Genomic DNA, 16,912 nt, shown 5'->3' with positions numbered 1-16,912 from the left:
GGGTCAGAGGTTGGCGGCCTTGAGGCGCCGGGCATGTTCGACGAACAGGCGGATCGGTTCGGCGCCCTTGCCCACCAGCCCCAGGGATTGGTTGACGATATCGAAGTGGTCCAGGGGGTAGTCGTCGCCGATGACCTGCCCCAGGTGCGAGCTGTAGCGCCCGACCATGCCGTCGCACTGGCCGGCCTCGCGGACGAAGGTGCGGGCGAACAGGCGGCAACTGCGGTTGGTGCCGTCGAACAGGTTGCGTCCGCGATTGGTCTTGCCCGGCTGCAAGGTGCCGGACCAGGAGTAGTAGCGCACGCCGCCGACCTCTTCCGCGCCCTGGCCGCCCCAGGTGGACGGCAACCCTTGAGGGTATTGGCGGTTGAACAGGGCCACGCCCTCGGTGGTCAGCGACTGATGCGAAGCGTGGATATCCACCGGCAGTTTCGGCCCGCGATAGCCGGTTTCCAGCAGCGTCATCAAGGCCGCGACGCCCCGCAACAGCCAGCTCAGGACACGCCCCTTGAGGCTGTGGGCCGGGGAATGCCGTGCCAGGTAATCCGCCAGTTCGGAACCGTGGTTGGGACCTGCTACCGAAGTCACCGAGGCGACCCAGTCAGGGCGTTTGGCCGCCGCGTAACGGGCGGTAAGCGCGCCCTGGCTGTGGCCGATCAGGTTGACTCGGGGCGCACCAGTCTCGGCCATGATCCGCTGGACCTGGGCCAACAGTTGTTCGCCGCGCACCTCGCTGGAGTTGAGCGGCGACACCTGTATCGCAAACACCTGGGCGCCACCTTGGCGCAAGGCCGGAATGATGCCGTACCAGTAGGGATACAGCAGCAGGCGGACAAAACCGAGCATGCCGGGCACCAGTACCAGGGGGTAACGCGTGGCAAGCTCTTGGGACATGCGGGGACATCCTTGTGCGAAGGCGGCGGGGCTGGCTGAAAGCTAGACCATAACCAAGGCCGTCGTCAGCCCCTATGACGCTTTGGCGACAAACCGATGACAAGCCATGGCGAACGTGACCTCGAAGGCCGCTGCCAGCAGCAGGAACATCCAGGCCATGGCGCCGCCTCCTCAGAAGGTCTGCGCCAGGGCCAACAGGCGCTGCCGGGCTTCGCCACAGGACTCCGCGAAACGCTCGGGCGCCGACTCCTCGCCTTCCGCCGCAACCACCGTCACATCCTCGATCCCGATGAATCCCAGGGCCGTGCGCAACCATGGATCGGCGTGATTCATCGCTTCATGCTCACCCCCGGGCCCAAATCCACCGCCGCCACGGCTGGTGACGATCAACACCTTCTTGCCCTGCACCAAGGGCTGGTACTGGGCCACGCCGTTGTCCAGCTGGGTGTTGAAGGTCAGCCCCAGGCGCACGATGTGATCGACCCAGGCCTTGATCCCGCTGGGCACGCTGAAGTTGTGCATCGGCGCCGAGATCACCAGGCGCTGATGGCCGAGCAACTCGCCGACCAGCTCGTCACTCAAGGCCAGGTCAGCCTGCATCGACAGCGGCCGCGCTTCGGGCTGTGGATAAAACGCCGCGGCGATAAAGGCTTCGCTGACATGGGGCAAGGAGCCCCGCCCGACTTCGCGCCGGGTCAGGATGGCCCCGGGATTGGCCTGTTGCCAGGCTTGTAGAAAGTCATCGGTCAGACGCCGACTGTGGGAGCGCTCGCCTCGGGGGCTGCCGTGAATCGCAAGAACTGTGCTCATCTGCTTTCTCGTGTACGAATTGACTGTAACGGCCTTGAAATCAGCCCTGTTCCGCGTTAAAGCTAGAGCTACCGCGAATCACCCACAAATGAGTAAACATTCACTTGGATGAGTTCAATTCATCCATGGAGCCCGTCATGTTCGCCCACCTGCCCCTGACCGCCCTGCGTACCTTCGAGTCCGCCGCGCGCCTGCTGAGCTTCAAGGCCGCTGCCGAGGACCTGTCGGTGACACCCACCGCGGTGTCCCACCAGATCCGCAGCCTGGAACACTGGCTGGGGGTGCCACTGTTCGAACGACTGCCCCGCCAGGTACGCCTGACGGAGGCTGGCCGCCGCCTGTTCCACAGCCTGCATGGCGCCCTGCTGGATGTGGCCCAGAGCGTCGACACCCTGCGCCCCAGTCCCAGCGCCGCGCAGTTGACCGTTTCCACCACTGCGGCCTTCGCCGCCCTGTGGCTGGTGCCGCGCCTGGGGCGCTTTTACGCCCAGCACCCTGGCATCAACCTGCGCCTGGACACTCAGTGCGAGGTGGTGGACCTGCAACAGGACGCCAGCATCGACGTCGCGATCCGCTACAGCCAGGACGGCTACCTGAATCTCCATGGCCTGTGCCTGTTCGACGAGCGCTTTGCGGTCTATGGCGCGCCGCAGCAGGTGGCCCTGGCCCGGCAGCAGCCACCGTCCCTGATCAGCGTGCATTGGCGCAATTCCAGGTTGTATGCCGATGGCTGGCAGGCCTGGTGTGCCCAGGCCGGGGAAAACTGGCTCGACGCTCAGTTGCCAATCCGTTCCTACGACGAGGAGCAGTACGCCCTGCAAGCCGCCATTGCCGGTCAGGGCCTGGTGCTGGCGAGCAACATCCTGGTGTCCCAGAGCGTGGCCAACGGCCTGCTGCAAGCCTATCGGCCGGAGGTCCAGGTGGACGGCGCGGGCTATAGCGCCCTTTGCGTGCCGGGACGGGAGCGGCACCCTCCGGTGCGGGCCTTCCTCCAGTGGCTGCAACAGGAAGCGCTGCTGGCCGGGCATCCGCCCCTGGCCCGCAGTTGACCCCGGCGCAGACCACCGGGCACATCCGATAAAACTTTTTGCCACGCCCGGGACTCACAACCCAGGCAGTGATCAGGCCGAGAGAGCCTGGCGCAAAACGGATTAGCCCCAGGAGAGAGACATGAGCGACAAGCATTTATCCGATGTGAACACCCTGCGCGAACGGGCCCGCCAACACGTGGAGAACGGAGCCGTGACCGAGGGCTACAACGCCGACCGCGAGCAGGTGCTGCGGCTGCTCAACGAATCGCTGGCCACCGAGCTGGTGTGTGTCTTGCGCTACAAGCGCCACTACTTCATGGCCAACGGCCTCAAGGCCAGCGTGGCGGCCGACGAGTTCCTCGAACACGCGACCCAGGAAGCCGAGCACGCCGACAAGCTGGCGGAGCGGATCGTCCAGCTCGGCGGCGAACCGGAGTTCAACCCGGACCTGCTGTCCAAGCACTCCCACGCCCAGTACGTGGCCGGCAACACCCTGAAGGAAATGGTCTACGAGGACCTGGTGGCCGAACGCATCGCCATCGACAGCTACCGCGAGATCATCCAGTACATCGGCGACAAGGACCCTACTACCCGCCGCCTGTTCGAAGAGATCCTGGCCCAGGAAGAGGAACACGCCGACGACATGGCGGACATCCTCAACGACCTGTAATCCCCTCCTCCAAGCCCGCCCCTGCCTAACGTAGGAGCGGGCTTGTCCGCGAAGCCCCAGTCCTTCCTACTGGCTCGGCTTGACCGTCACCGGCGCCTTGCCCGAGCGCATCTGCTGCAGCAGCGGCGCGCACTGATTGGGCTCGTCACCGCTGGGCGCCACCAGCGCCAGCAAGCCTGCCGCCGGCCCGGCGATCAACCCCAGCGCCACCATCCCGGCACCGCGCAGCACCAGCGGCACCGCCTTGACCCCGGCACTGGGCTTGATGAACTTGCCCTGCACATAAAGCGGTGAACGCAGGGAGAACAGGCGCAGCCCCTTGGACTCCGGCGTGATGGTCAGGTCCAGTTGCTCGGAGGCCATATTGGCGGTGCCATCGATGTAGATGATGGCGTTCTCGGTATCGAAGACGAACAGCCGTGACGTAGCCAGACCGCTCTTGATGCCAAAGTCGGCGGCGGCGCAATTGATCTTCACTTCCTTGTCGCCAAACATCTTGCCGACCACATAGTTGCCGACGTTGAGCCCGGCGATTTCCATGAGGCTGCGGCTGATGGCGCCATCGTTGATCAACATCTTCAGGTCGCCGTTGGCGCTGCCCAGCAAGGCTGCCACCGAGTTGCCGCGTCCGGTGATATCGGCATCGCCGTTAAGTTCGCCGAAGCTGGTCTTCATCGGCTCGAAGGTCGGAAACAACTGCTTGAGCTTGAAGTTGCGCGCCGTCAGCCTGGCCCGGCCTTCCAGCGGCGTGGTGTGACCATTGAGGCGCACCTGGGCATCCAGCTTGCCCCCGGCCACGCCGAAGCGCAGGGGCTCCAGGCTGAGCTGGCCGTCGTTGAGCACCAGATGCGTGTAGAGATCGGTGAACGGCAACTCGGCGCTGTGGACAATGCGCTTGCCGGTGAACTCCACATCGGCGTCCATGTCACGCCAGCGCTCGGTGCGGAACTCCTCCACCGGCAGCACCTTGTCCGCCGGCTGCTTGCTCTCGCCGCCCCGGGCCTTCTGCTTGGCGTTGGAGTCGGCACCAATCAGCGGCGCCAGGTCGCTCATCAGCAACTGGTTGGAGACCAATGCACCGCTGAGCTTGGGTCGCGGCTGGCTGGCCACGTAGGTCAGGTTGCCGTGGATATCGCTGTCGCCGATCTTGCCGTTGAAATCCTGGTAGCTGAAGGTCGCACCCGCCGGGTCGCGGAGCTTGGCGGTCAGATGGCCGTCGGTGGCATAGGGCGGCGAGTCCGGCAGGGTCACCCCGGTCAGCGGGTAGAGATTGCCCAGGCTGGTGCCGGCCAATTTCAGGCGCAGGTCCAGGGCGCCCAGATTCAGCGGGTCGGTGAGGCTGCCCCGCAGCTCCACCTTGGTGTCGCCGATCTGCGCCTGGGCCTGCAGTGGAAACGGCTTGCGTCCGTCCTGCAGGGCCAGCAAGCCGCCGATCTTGCCGGTGCCGGCGAGCTTCTGCCCGTGGTACTGGCCCTTGACCTTGAGGGCGAAGGCATAGGCTTGGGCCGCGGCGCCTTTTTCACTGATTTTCTTCGCTTCGCTCTCACCGACTATGTCGCTGAAGGGAATGGGTTTGCCGAGCAGCTCTACCTGCAGGTCAAGCTGGGTTTTCAGGCTCTGGTCGTCCAGGGTCACATGGCCCTTGTCGAAACCGATGGCGCCGATGTCCACCGTCCAGTTGGAAGGCTCGGCCTCGGGGTCCTTCGGGTCGAACTTGAAGGTCCAGTTGGCGCGACCGTCCGCCAGCCGCTGCAGCGCAGCATCGGGCTCGGTCAGATCGATACGCGGGATGCTGACCCGCTGGGCCAACAGGGCCAGGGGCGAGATGCGCAACTCGACCCGCTTGAGGCTGACCATCTGCGGCGCCTTGGACCACTCCGGGTTGCCCAGGGTCAGGTCCTGGGCCACTACGTGAGGCCAGGGCACCCAGGCCCGCCAACCACCCTCGTCGGGCTCGCGCTGCCAGGCCACGGACAAGTCGCCATTGATCGCGAAGGGCCGATGCAACTCCTCGGACACCTTGGCGTTGAGGGTCGGCTTGATGCGGTTCCAGTCGAAGAACGCGATCACCAGCACCAGCACGGCCAGTAGCAGGATCAGGCTGGCGACGGACCAGGCGAGGATTTTACGAGTGCGCGTCATTGCACGAGGCTCCTGAAGACAACTGAGCGCCAAACTGCGACGCATCGATGAAATGCCGATGGAAAATCACCGGCCATGAAAACTACGACTGACAAAGCCCACGCAGGTTTAATCCGGCGGCTCGATGCGGCGAAAAAACCTGAATTGCTGATCGCTTGGACAGCTTTGTGTTACCTCGAACCGCCCCTTCCTGAAGCGGGAGTGGGTCGAAAATACCCACCCTGGTGCAAAAGCCATCGGCGCTAAAGCCCGAGCTAGAGCCTTCGAGGCAAACAATCAATTCCGTTGATTATTACCATTGTGTTTATGAACTTTTATATCGATTTTGCGGCGGTAACATTAGCTCCGTACCCACTTTATCGCCCTACCAAGGAGCAACCCATCATGAAACGCCACCTCTTACTGAGCCTGACCTTATCCGTTCTGGCTGCCAACGCCTTCGCCCTGCCAGCCGCTGAACAAGCCACTCCACAGGTCAAGGCCAGCCACAGCGTGTTCACCCAGACCCTGGCCGAAGGCGGTTCGGACCGTCTGATCGAACGCAACAAAGTCGCTGCCGACGGTTACGAACGCACTCCACAAGGCCAGAGCGTTGCCGAAGATGGCTACGACCGCACCCCCCAAGGCCAGAACGTAGCTGAAGGCGGCCGTGATCGCCTGGAAGAGAAAGGCCTGGTTGAAGACGGCTATAGCCGCACGCCTCAAGGTCAGACCGTTGCCGAAGGCGGCGCTGATCGCCTGGCTGAACGTCATCAAGCAGCGAGCTGAGGCCATGCTGGCCCTTAAAAAAAGCCCGATCCCTGGATCGGGCTTTGGCTTTTATGGCCCCGGCATTTTAGCCCTGACCTTCCCCGCTCTCGCCTGACTCCAGTTCGACTCCGGCAAAGTTGATTTGCTAGAGTGCGCCGCTCCCATTGAGCAAAGAACGCCCCGCCGATGCTGCCCCGCGCCGAACAGAAGCAACAGACCCGCAACGCCTTGATGGATGCCGCCCGGCACCTGATGGAGTGTGGTCGTGGGTTCGGCAGCCTGAGCCTGCGGGAAGTGGCCAAAGCCGCCGGCATCGTGCCCACCGGCTTCTATCGGCACTTCAGCGACATGGACCAACTGGGCCTGGAACTGGTCAGCGAGGTCGGCCAGACCTTCCGCGAAACCATCCGCCTGGTACGCCACAACGAATTCGTCATGGGCGGCATCATCGACGCCTCGGTGCGCATCTTCCTTGATGTCGTGGAAGCCAAGCGCGCGCAATTCCTGTTTCTGGCCCGTGAGCAATACGGCGGCTCGCTGCCGGTGCGCCAGGCCATCGCCACCCTGCGCGAGAACATCAGCTCGGACCTCGCCGCAGACCTGACCCTGATGCCCAAGCTGCAGCATCTGAATGCCGCCGACCTGAGCGTCATGGCCGACCTGATCGTCAAGAGCGTGTTCGCCACCCTGCCGGACATCATCGATCCCCCGGCCCAGGCCCTGCCTGAACACCTGACGCCGCAGGCGAAGATCACCCAGCAACTGCGCTTCATCTTCATCGGCCTGAAGCACTGGCAAGGCCTGGGCAGCACCGAGTAATACAGCCTGCCCCTCTCCCCCTTTCAATCGGCGTGCCCCGCTCTGGGTAGCGTGTTTGCGCCTGCTCGTCGGCCCGGCACCGGATTGCAGCAAAAATATTTCCAGCGCACCAACTCAGTGCTATAAATCAGCTCAGCGCGCCATTTTGTAACAAGATAAAACAAGGTTTTGCCCCTTTTTCAGGCGCAGTTCCGGTGTCGACAAAGGGTTTTTCCTCTCCTCCGGGCGATTGGCAAGGCCCTTGCTCTGGCTTGTGTATCGCTCATAGCTGGAAGCTTTCCGATGCTGGTGATCCACCGCAGAACCGAACCCCAAGCCACCTGGTCCGCCGAGCTGCACCTGACCTATGAGGCTCGCAGCAAAAGCCGTCTGCGCTGTTTCAGTGCCACAGGCGAAGACGTCGGCCTGTTTCTGGAGCGCGGCCAGCCGCCCCTGCACGACGGTGAGTTCCTGGCGGCCGAGGACGGACGCATCGTCAAGGTCTGCGCCCGCCCGGAAACCCTGCTCCATGTCACCTGCCGCAATGCCTTCGAACTGACCCGCGCCGCCTATCACCTGGGCAACCGCCACGTGGCCCTGCAGGTGGGCGACGGCTGGCTGCGCCTGCTCGATGACTACGTGCTCAAGGCCATGCTCGAACAACTGGGCGCCAGCGCTGAAACCATCGAGGCGCCGTTCCAGCCCGAACACGGCGCCTACGGTGGCGGCCACCATCATTCGCGCCACGGCGATGAAGACTTCAACTACCCGCCGCGCCTGCACCAGTTCGGCGTCCGTCAATGAACCCAGCCTGGGCCCTGCTGCGCCTGGCCAGCCCACAGCTGCCGATCGGTGGCTACAGCTATTCACAGGGACTGGAAATGGCAGTGGAGCAACAACGGGTGAACGACCCGGACAGTGCCAGGCGCTGGATCAGCGATCAGTTGCTGCTCAACCTGGCGCGCTTCGAGGCTCCGCTGCTGCTCGCCCACTGCCAGGCCGCCGCAGATCAGGACTGGGCCAGGCTGCAGCAACTCTGCGAAGAACATCGGGCCAGCCGTGAAACCCGCGAGCTGTACCAGGAAAGCCGGCAGATGGGCTATTCCCTCAAGCAATTGCTCGAAGGCCTGCCGGAACTGGACGGTGGCGCCCGGGAGCTGCTGGCGCACCAGGACGAACCGCACCTGGCCCTGGGCTGGGCCCTGGCCGCCCGCGCCTGGCACATCAACCCCGAAGACGCTCTGGCGGCCTGGCTCTGGAGCTGGCTGGAAAACCAGCTGGCGGTGCTGATGAAAACCCTGCCCCTGGGCCAACAGGCGGCCCAGCGCCTGACCAGCGAGCTGCTGCCGCTGCTGCAAGAGGCCCAGCGCCACGCCACCCACCTTGACCCCAACCACCTTGGCAGCGCCGCTTTCGGCCTGTCCCTGGCGAGCATGGCCCACGAGCGCCAGTACAGCCGCCTGTTCCGTTCCTAGGAGAAACTCATGAACGCACAACCTCTGCGTGTCGGCATCGGCGGCCCGGTGGGCTCCGGAAAGACCGCCCTGACCCTGGCCCTGTGCCTGGCCCTGCGCGAGCGCTACAACCTGGCAGTGGTGACCAACGACATCTACACCCGCGAAGACGCCGACTTCCTGGTACGCAATGAAGCCCTGGCGCCGGAGCGGATCATCGGCGTGGAAACCGGCGGCTGCCCGCACACCGCGATCCGCGAAGACGCCTCGATCAACCTGGAAGCGGTGGACCAGCTGAACCGGCGCTTCCCGGGGCTCGATCTGATCCTGGTGGAGTCCGGCGGCGACAACCTTTCAGCCACCTTCAGCCCGGAACTGTCGGACCTGACGATCTATGTGATCGACGTTTCCGCTGGCGACAAGCTGCCGCGCAAAGGGGGCCCGGGCATCTGCAAATCCGACTTGCTGGTGATCAACAAGATCGACCTGGCGCCGCTGGTGGGCGCCTCTCTGGAGATGATGAACAGCGACACCCAGCGCATGCGCGGCGGCAAGCCGTTCGTCTTCAGCAACCAGAAGACCGGCCAGGGCCTGGAAGACATCATCGCCTTCATCGAACGCCAAGGGCTGCTGACCGCGGCCTGAAACCGAACCTGAAAAACGCTCAACAAGGAAGCCACTCATGACCCTGAAATCACTCTTCGGCGCCCTGGTGCTGCTGCTGACCCCGGCCCTGGCCTTCGCTCACCCGGGCCACGGCGACAACGGCCTGATGGCCGGTATCAGCCACCCCATCGGCGGCCTCGACCACTTGCTGGCCATGCTTGCGGTCGGCCTGTGGGCCGCCCAGCAACAAGGCGCGGCGCGCTGGGCACTGCCCTGCACCTTTGTCGGCACCATGCTGATTGGCGGCCTGCTGGGCTTCGAAGGGCTGAACCTGCCGGCCCTGGAAAGCGGCATTGCCGCTTCGGTACTGGCCCTGGGCCTGGCCGTGGCCCTGGCGGTGCGCCCGCCACTGAGCCTGGCGCTCGCCGCCACTGCGCTGTTTGCCCTGTTCCATGGCGTGGCCCATGGCCTGGAACTGCCAGACATGTCCAGCCCCTGGGCCTATGCCGCCGGTTTTGTCGCAGCCACCGCGGCCCTGCATGCCGCCGGTTATGCCGTGGTGCGGGTACTGCCTCAGGCGGCGGCGCCGCTGGTGCGCGTGGCCGGTGCGGCCTCGGCCGCCACAGGCGTGTGGTTGCTGGCGGGCTGATCCCTGCCCTCTTCTGTAGGAGCCGGCTGGCCGGCGAAGGCGGTCTTGCGGGCCTCGTTCGCTGGCAAGCCGGCTCCTGCAAGGCTGAGGTGATCTTTAGGCCGTCTTTGCTGGCAAGCCAGCTCCTATCAGTACGCCCTGCTCGGCGGGCAAGCCGCCTTGTGGGGCTTCTCTGGTAACATGTCGCGCACTCAAACCTGCCGTGACGACGCCAGCCAATGCCCGATGTATCCCGCTCCGCCACCTCGCCTGAATCGAGCGCTCTGTTCAACGCCATGCAGCAGCATTTCCACAAGGTGATAGTGCCGCTGTGGCAAGGTCCGGGCTGGAATCCGCAGTTGGCACTGCCCTATGAGGCGCTGGACGCCGAACAGCGGCCATTGCCGCCGCAACGCTATCGAGCCATGGCCTGCGCCCGGCAGCTGTACCTGTTCTCCCAATTGATCGGTGATGCCGCCGCCCCCTTTGCCGAGGAGCGGGCCGCCGCGCTGTTCCGCTCGCTGCAGCGGCACTTCCACGATGCCGAGCACGGTGGCTGGTTCTACAGCATCGATGCCGACGGCGCGCCGCTGGATCGGCGCAAGGACCTCTACACCCACGCCTTTATCCTCTTCGCCTGCGCTCATTACTGGGCCAAGGTCCGCGAGCCGCTGGTGGAGTCGGTGCTCAATGCCGCCCTGGAAGTGGTAGCCCTGCGCTTTGCCCGCGGCGATGGACTCTACGAAGCCAGCCTCGCCGAGGACTGGTCCGTACTGGGTTCCGGGCCCCTGCAGAATCCGCTGATGCACCTGGCCGAAGCCTTTCTCGCAATCCTGGCAGTGCGCGAAGACGCCGCGGTACAAACCGCACTGCTGGAGCTGTGCCAGGCCATGCAGCAGCAGTTCATCGACCCGCAGCACGGAGTGATGCTGGAGAAGCCCCTGGGGGCTGTGGATAACTGGTTCGAGCCAGGGCATCAGTTCGAGTGGTTCTTCCTCCTCGACTCTTCGCCGTTGCTGCGCAGCAACCCGCTGCACGCCTCATTGAGTCGTGCCTTCGCGTTTGCCGAGCAGCTTGGTGTCGACCCGCAGAGCGGCGCGGTGTGCGCCATGCTCGACCTGCAACCGGGTGCCCCCATCAAGGACGCCACCCAGCGCATCTGGGCCCAGGCCGAGTACTTGCGTGCCCTGACCTTGCGTGCGGACAGCCAGGCGCCCCTGCTGCGTCAGCTCAAGGCGCTGCACGCGCATTTCCTGCATGCCGGGGGCTGGAATGAATGCCTGGATGCCAGTGGCGCGGTCAGCCGGCGGGATATGCCATCGACCACGCCTTATCACCTGGCGACCTGTTATCGCGGGCTGGCGGAATATTTTGCCTGAAGCCTCTGCCGGCCAGCCGGCTCCTGCAAGCCCCCTGTAGGAGACGGCTGGTCGGCGAAAAGCGCACCGCCCATCAAACGATCCACTTGCGATCTCCGGTAAAGCTGATGGTCAGCCAGCGCGCTGCGTCGGCCTCTCCCAACTCACTGGAAATCTCCTCGCGCAAGCGGTCCAAAGTCGCCACATCCTGCAGCGGATAGTCCGCCGGCAGCACGATATGGATCTCGATGAAACGCGCCCGGCCGTGCTTCTGCACGTAGGAAATGTATTCCTGGAAGCCATAGGCAACCATGGCCTCTTCCATCACGCTGCGCACCTTTTCATCCAGCTGGTCCGGAGCGATGCCCAGCACATCACGCAACGCCGGCCGCAGGATCTTCAAGGCCGGCGGCAGCATGCTCAGGGCCAGCAGGATCAGGATCGCCGGGTCGACATACACCGCCCACTGGCCATGCCCGTACTGCTTGAGCAGCAAGGCGATGATGAAACTCACCAGCAGCCCCACCGAGAGCATTGCGTCCACCAGCCAGCTGATGTTGTCGAACTGGATCAGCGACGATTTGAGCTTGCGGTTACGCCGGCGCACATAGAAGAAGTAGGCGAACTCCGTTACCGCAAAGAACCCGGCGTAGAAGATCACCATCCCCAGCTCGACCTCCCGGCCGCCATTGATGATGCCGAACACACCGTTAAGAAAGGCGTAGATGGCGATCAACAGCAGGAAGCTGCCTTCGATCAGCAGCACCATGGGTTCCAGGTGCCAGAAGCCGAACTGGAAACGGTGGTTGCTTTCCTTGGCAATCAGCTTGGCAGTGATCAGCATCAGGACCTTGATGAAGGTCGCGATCAGGGAAAAAAACCCATCGAACAAAATGGATTGGGCGCCAGAAACAAAACCCGTGACGATACCGGCGATCGCCACGGCGAACATCAGTACAGTCGATTGTTTGAGCAGAACCTGCTCACCTCGGTTACTCACAACTCCTCCTATCGAACTTCAAAAACACCGCCTTGAGTGAGGCGGCAGTGAAATTTCGGGGCGGAATTCTACCCTGCCAAGGCTGACCTTCAGCTGAAACGAATCAGCTTATGTGTTTCCAAGTACAACTGTAGTCACTGCCGAGCCATGGCGGAGCTTGCGACTAACTGCGTAGCAGGCCCAGGTCTTGCAACCGCTGGAGGGTCTGGCGGCCCTGTCGCAGCCTGCGGCAGCGGTTACACCTTGCGCTCGATGGCGAAGCCGGCCCAGGTCTGGCTCACCGGCATCAGCTCCAGGCTATTGATGTTGACGTGGGCAGGCGTATTGAGAACCCAGAAGATGGTATCGGCAATGTCCTCGGGCTGGATCGGCTCGGCCCCGGCGTAGGTGGCGTCGTAGCGCGCCTGATCGCCGGCGAAACGCACCAGGGAGAACTCGCTTTCGCACAGGCCCGGCTCAATGTTGGTGACCCGCACGCCAGTGCCCTGCAGGTCGCAGCGCAGGTTCAGGGAGAACTGTTTGACGAAGGCCTTGCTCGCGCCATAAACGTGACTACCCGGGTACGGGTAGTTGCCGGCAATGGAGCCCAGGTTGACGATCCCGGCGCCCCGGCCATGGGCGATCAGCCGCGGCAGCAGCAGACGGGTGCTGTACATCAAGCCCTTGATGTTGGTGTCGACCATGGTGTCCCAGTCATCCAGGTCGCACTTGGGCGCCGGGTCGACGCCCAGGGCCAGGCCGGCATTGTTGATCAGGCCGCGCAACTTGCCAAAGGACGGCGGCAGGTTGGTGATGGCCGCTTCCATGGCCTTGCGGTCCCGCACATCAAGTACCAGGCCGTGCACTTCGGTCTGCTTGGAGAGCTCTGCGCACAGCGCGTTGAGGCGCTCCTCGCGGCGGCCGGTGAGCACCAGCGACCAGCCGGCCTCGGCAAAACGCCGGGCGCAGGCTTCGCCAAAACCGGACGTCGCGCCCGTAATGAACAGTGTGGAAGTCATGGTGTTCTCCTTGCTGGGTGGCGAGCCGCCGTTACGATAAAAAAGCGTTTCGCAGCATGCCCGGCCCGGCTCTGGGCGGCAACAGAAGCGCTGGATATCCGCTATCACTGTACAAAAAACGCTCACATGGCTGAAAGCTATGGCCGGCAAGGCCTGCAGCCACATGCCCGCACCTTATCCACAGGCCGGTCCACAGTCTTTGGGGGCAAGTGCAAATCGCGCAAAGCCGCTGTACACAGGGCTTGCAGCGGATCATGGGAAGTTTTTTGCTTGACCCGCAGAGGCTGTCCATGCAGGTGGCCGCAAAAAAGATGACCGAGCGGTCAAAGTGTATAAGGCCAGAGGCCAGTAACTACGCCGCCCAGAGCAGTCTTTCCAGAGTTTAGTCACAGACTTATCCACAGGCTTATCCAGAGTCTTTTGCAGGTACGGCTGCGACAATAAAAAGGTTGACAAGCGCGTCTTCGAGTTGCTCAAAAAGCCATGATCAAAAAACAATCAATTGCTTGCAGGCCACGTAAACAAAGGCTTCCAGCCAGCTACTCCCACGTTACCCACAGCCCGCTCCACAGCAAACGGGGACAAGTCAAAACGGTGGAAAAACAACTGTTTGCAGCGTCTTTATGCCGCGCTTTGCCAGCTTGGGAATAATGTTTTCCACAATTGTCGGACGCCGGCTGCCCTTCTGCGCACCCGCGGTTGCCAATGCCCGCACTCAGTCCGCAGGAACCGGCTTGCCGGCAAATCCCGGACGCACAACGGAATCTGAACAGCTGCCATAGGCAGGGGGCGTTCCGCTGGCAAGCCAGCGCCTACGGGGCGGGTGAAAACTGTGGATAAAAAATGCCCCGGCGGCGTGAACCGACGGGGCATGGTTTATCCACAGACCGGGCCGTCAGTGACCGCCCAGGTAAGCGTTGCGCACCTCCTCGTTGACCAGCAGCTCCTTGCCGGTGCCGCTCAGGCGGATCTCGCCGTTGACCATCACATAGGCGCGATCAGAGAGCTTCAGCGCATGGTTGGCGTTCTGCTCCACCAGGAAGATGGTCATGCCGGTGGCCGCCAGCTCCCGCAGGGTGGTGAAGATCTGCTTCACCACGATCGGCGCCAGCCCCAGGCTCGGTTCATCCAGCAACAGCAGCTTGGGCCGGCTCATCAGCGCCCGAGCGATGGCCAGCATCTGCTGCTCACCGCCAGACATGGTCATGGCCCGCTGGGTACGCCGCTCCTTGAGCCGTGGAAAGAGTTCGAACATACGCTGCATGTCCTCGCTAGCGTACTGGTCGCCAATGGGAATGGTGCCCATCAGCAGGTTCTCTTCCACGGTCATGTCGGGGAACACCCGGCGCCCTTCCGGCGACTGGGCGATGCCGTTGGAGGCAATGTAGTGGGACGACTTGTGGGTGATGTCCACGCCGCGATAGAGGATCTGCCCGGACTCCGCCCGGGGCTGGCCGAAGATCGACATCAGCAGGGTCGACTTGCCGGCGCCGTTGGAGCCGATCAGGCTCACGGTTTCCCCTTCGTTGATGTGCAGCGAGACTTTCTTCAGGGCCTGGATCGGGCCGTAGTACACATCCAGATCCTTGAGTTCGAGTATGGGTTGACTCATACCAGTTCCTCTTCGTCGGCACCCAGGTAGGCGGCGATCACCTTCGGATCGTTGCGGATCGCCTCCGGCCCGCCCTCGGCGATCACGTTGCCGTGGTCCAGCACCACGATGTGGTCGGAAATACTCATCACCATGCCCATGTCGTGTTCAATCAGCACCACGGTCAGATCGTGCTCGTCGCGCAGCAGCCGGATCATCGCGCTCAGCGCTTCGGTTTCCTGGGGGTTGAGGCCGGCGGCCGGTTCGTCGAGGCAGATGATCTGCGGCCGGGTGCACATGGCCCGGGCGATCTCCAGGCGCCGCTGCTGGCCGTAGGACAGCTCGCCGGCCAGGCGGTTGGCACAGTCCACCAGGTCCACCACTTCCAGCCAGTAGAAAGCGTGGTCCAGGGCGGCGCTTTCCGCCTGGCGGTAGCCCTTGGTGTTGAGGATGCCCGCCAGCAGGTTGCGGTTGACCCACATGTGCTGGGCCACCAGCAGGTTTTCCACCACGGACATTTCCTTGAACAGGCGAATGTTCTGGAAGGTCCGCGCCAACCCGGCGCGGTTCACCAGGTGGGTGCCGCCAAACATCTTGTAGTACAGGCGACTGGCGAAGCTTTTCGGCGACACCAAATCGGTGGCACGAAATGGCTCGCCCAAGAGCTTGATGACGTTGGTCTGCTGGCCCCGGGTATTGAGCTCGATGCGCCCGCCGGAGGCCTTGTAGAAGCCGGTCAGGCAGTTGAACACCGTGGTCTTGCCGGCGCCGTTGGGGCCGATCAGGGCGAAGATCGAGTTGCGCTTGACCTTGAGGCTGACGTCGCTGAGGGCCTTGATGCCACCGAAGTGCATCATCAGGTTCTCGACCGAAAGAATGTATTCGCTCATGGCGCGTTCCCCTCAGTCAGAGCACCTTTGCGTGGCGTCACCCCGGTACGGCTGATGCGGATCAGCCCCCGCGGTCGCCAGATCATCATCAACACCATGAGGATGCCGAACAGCAGCACCCGGTACTCGGAGAAGCTGCGCAGCAGCTCCGGCGCCACGGTCAGGACGAAGGCCGCGATCACCACGCCCACCGTGGAGCCCATGCCCCCCAGCACCACGATGGCGAGGATCAGCGCCGACTCGAAGAAGGTGAACGAGGACGGGTTGACGAAGCCCTGATAGCTGGCGAAGAACACCCCGGCCAGACCGGCGGTGGAGGCACCGATGGTGAAGGCCGAGAGTTTCACCAGCACGTGGTTCAAGCCCATGGCGCGGCAGGCGATCTCGTCTTCACGCAGGGCTTCCCAGGCCCGGCCCACCGGCATGCGGGTCAACCGGTGCTTGATGTAGAGCACCAGCAACACCACCAGGAACAGCACGATGTAGATGAACAGGAACTTCAGGTTGGGGTTGTATTCCAGGCCGAAGAACTCATGGAACGGCACCCCACCGTCCTTGGCCCTGCGACCGAACTCCAGGCCCAGGAACGTCGGCGATGGCACCGGCATACCGTTGGGGCCGCCGGTGAAGGACAGCCAGTTGTTAAGCACCAGGCGGATGATCTCGCCGAAGCCCAGGGTCACGATGGCCAGGTAGTCGCCATGCATTCGCAGCACCGGGAAGCCCAATATGCACCCCGCCAGCGCGGCGGCAATCGCCGCCAGGGGCAGCACGCTCCAGAAGCCCAGGCCCAGGTACTGGTAACCCAGGGCCAGGCCGTAGGCGCCGATGGCGTAGAACGCCACGTAGCCCAGGTCCAGCAGCCCCGCCAGGCCCACCACGATGTTCAGCCCCAGGCCCAGCAGCACGTAGATCAGTCCGAGGATGACCACGGTCAGCAGGTACTTGTTGGCGAAGAACGGGAACACGATGGCGATCACGATCAGCGCCGGAATGATCCAGCGCAACCGCGACTTGTAGTCCGGCGCCAGCACATGCACCCCGGAGCCTGTGGTCTCGAAGCCCTGGAGAATCTTCAGGCCCTTGGGGGTTTGCAGGAACAGGCTCAGGGCCAGGCGGCCGGCCATGACGATCGCCACCAGCCAGGCGACCCGGGTCGGTTCCAGGTTGAAGCTGTAGCCATCCAGGACCACGCCCACGATGGGGCCGAACACGATCAGCGAGATCAGCCCGGCCAGTACGGCGTCGATGACGCTCTTCTTGATATCAATCGGTTTATTGGCAGCAGACAT

17 protein-coding genes are annotated in these 16,912 nt (G+C 63.4%); 9 read left to right on the top strand and 8 right to left on the bottom strand.

Translation table 11 applies throughout. The features are described 5' to 3' along the window. Positions 1–3: 3 nt before the first annotated feature. Both WIN67_RS03075 and WIN67_RS03070 read right to left on the bottom strand, forming a co-directional pair. On the bottom strand, positions 4–894 hold the full coding sequence (locus WIN67_RS03075) for an esterase/lipase family protein (RefSeq protein WP_102881985.1): 891 nt from the start codon (positions 892–894) through the stop codon (positions 4–6). A 171-nt stretch (positions 895–1,065) separates the two neighbouring features. Next, the gene (locus WIN67_RS03070; protein WP_102881987.1) at positions 1,066–1,704 is read right to left on the bottom strand and encodes an FMN-dependent NADH-azoreductase; all 639 of its coding nucleotides are present in this window, start codon (positions 1,702–1,704) and stop codon (positions 1,066–1,068) included. 125 nt (positions 1,705–1,829) lie between these two features. On the opposite strand from WIN67_RS03070, the gene WIN67_RS03065 reads away from it, so the two are divergent. Beyond that, positions 1,830–2,753, top strand: coding sequence for a LysR substrate-binding domain-containing protein (locus tag WIN67_RS03065; protein WP_185021119.1), 924 nt, complete (start codon positions 1,830–1,832; stop codon positions 2,751–2,753). A 121-nt stretch (positions 2,754–2,874) separates the two neighbouring features. Further along, positions 2,875–3,405 (top strand): ferritin-like domain-containing protein, encoded by a 531-nt coding sequence (locus tag WIN67_RS03060; RefSeq protein WP_102881989.1) that lies wholly within the window; start codon positions 2,875–2,877, stop codon positions 3,403–3,405. Between the two features lie 66 nt (positions 3,406–3,471). Here the strand turns inward: WIN67_RS03060 and WIN67_RS03055 are convergent, their stop codons facing one another. Further along, positions 3,472–5,547, bottom strand: a complete 2,076-nt coding sequence (locus tag WIN67_RS03055) for an AsmA family protein (protein ID WP_102881990.1) — start codon at positions 5,545–5,547, stop codon at positions 3,472–3,474. Between the two features lie 384 nt (positions 5,548–5,931). Between WIN67_RS03055 and WIN67_RS03050 the strand changes: the two genes are divergently transcribed. The 7 genes from WIN67_RS03050 (at position 5,932) to WIN67_RS03020 (ending at position 11,162) form a co-directional block, all read left to right on the top strand. Next, positions 5,932–6,315: a hypothetical protein gene (locus tag WIN67_RS03050; protein WP_339070617.1), complete on the top strand. Its 384-nt coding sequence runs from the start codon at positions 5,932–5,934 to the stop codon at positions 6,313–6,315. Between the two features lie 168 nt (positions 6,316–6,483). Then, positions 6,484–7,116: a TetR family transcriptional regulator gene (locus WIN67_RS03045; protein ID WP_102862940.1), complete on the top strand. Its 633-nt coding sequence runs from the start codon at positions 6,484–6,486 to the stop codon at positions 7,114–7,116. A gap of 282 nt (positions 7,117–7,398) precedes the next feature. Next, the gene (ureE, locus tag WIN67_RS03040; protein ID WP_170001570.1) at positions 7,399–7,899 is read left to right on the top strand and encodes an urease accessory protein UreE; all 501 of its coding nucleotides are present in this window, start codon (positions 7,399–7,401) and stop codon (positions 7,897–7,899) included. Continuing rightward, positions 7,896–8,570, top strand: a complete 675-nt coding sequence (locus WIN67_RS03035; RefSeq protein WP_213664648.1) for an urease accessory protein UreF — start codon at positions 7,896–7,898, stop codon at positions 8,568–8,570. Before ureE ends, WIN67_RS03035 begins: the two co-directional genes overlap by 4 nt. 9 nt (positions 8,571–8,579) lie before the next feature. Continuing rightward, positions 8,580–9,194, top strand: coding sequence for an urease accessory protein UreG (ureG, locus tag WIN67_RS03030; RefSeq protein WP_047301379.1), 615 nt, complete (start codon positions 8,580–8,582; stop codon positions 9,192–9,194). Positions 9,195–9,231: 37 nt separating this feature from the next. Next, entirely contained in the window at positions 9,232–9,804 is a 573-nt protein-coding gene (locus WIN67_RS03025; protein ID WP_213664647.1) for a HupE/UreJ family protein, read from the top strand. A 218-nt stretch (positions 9,805–10,022) separates the two neighbouring features. Next, the gene (locus WIN67_RS03020; protein ID WP_339070615.1) at positions 10,023–11,162 is read left to right on the top strand and encodes an AGE family epimerase/isomerase; all 1,140 of its coding nucleotides are present in this window, start codon (positions 10,023–10,025) and stop codon (positions 11,160–11,162) included. Positions 11,163–11,235: 73 nt separating this feature from the next. Here WIN67_RS03020 and WIN67_RS03015 read toward each other — a convergent pair whose 3' ends face one another. The 5 genes from WIN67_RS03015 to livM form a co-directional block, all read right to left on the bottom strand. Beyond that, a complete protein-coding gene (locus tag WIN67_RS03015; RefSeq protein WP_102862935.1) occupies positions 11,236–12,141 on the bottom strand; it encodes a cation diffusion facilitator family transporter in 906 nt (301 codons plus the stop codon). A 236-nt stretch (positions 12,142–12,377) separates the two neighbouring features. Next, positions 12,378–13,139, bottom strand: coding sequence for an SDR family oxidoreductase (locus WIN67_RS03010; RefSeq protein ID WP_123391289.1), 762 nt, complete (start codon positions 13,137–13,139; stop codon positions 12,378–12,380). A gap of 895 nt (positions 13,140–14,034) precedes the next feature. Next, entirely contained in the window at positions 14,035–14,751 is a 717-nt protein-coding gene (locus tag WIN67_RS03005; protein ID WP_339070614.1) for an ABC transporter ATP-binding protein, read from the bottom strand. Then, positions 14,748–15,620, bottom strand: coding sequence for an ATP-binding cassette domain-containing protein (locus WIN67_RS03000; protein ID WP_102862933.1), 873 nt, complete (start codon positions 15,618–15,620; stop codon positions 14,748–14,750). The genes WIN67_RS03005 and WIN67_RS03000 overlap by 4 nt, the downstream gene beginning before the upstream one ends. After that, positions 15,617–16,912 carry a high-affinity branched-chain amino acid ABC transporter permease LivM gene (gene livM, locus WIN67_RS02995; RefSeq protein ID WP_102862932.1) on the bottom strand — a complete coding sequence of 432 codons (1,296 nt, stop codon included), beginning with the start codon at positions 16,910–16,912 and terminating at the stop codon, positions 15,617–15,619. The genes WIN67_RS03000 and livM overlap by 4 nt, the downstream gene beginning before the upstream one ends.

This window comes from Pseudomonas idahonensis (genome assembly GCF_037903935.1).
Lineage (GTDB): Bacteria > Pseudomonadota > Gammaproteobacteria > Pseudomonadales > Pseudomonadaceae > Aquipseudomonas > Aquipseudomonas danubii.
Note: the sequence above shows the minus strand (reverse complement) of the source record. Positions and strands in the feature narration are given on the sequence as shown.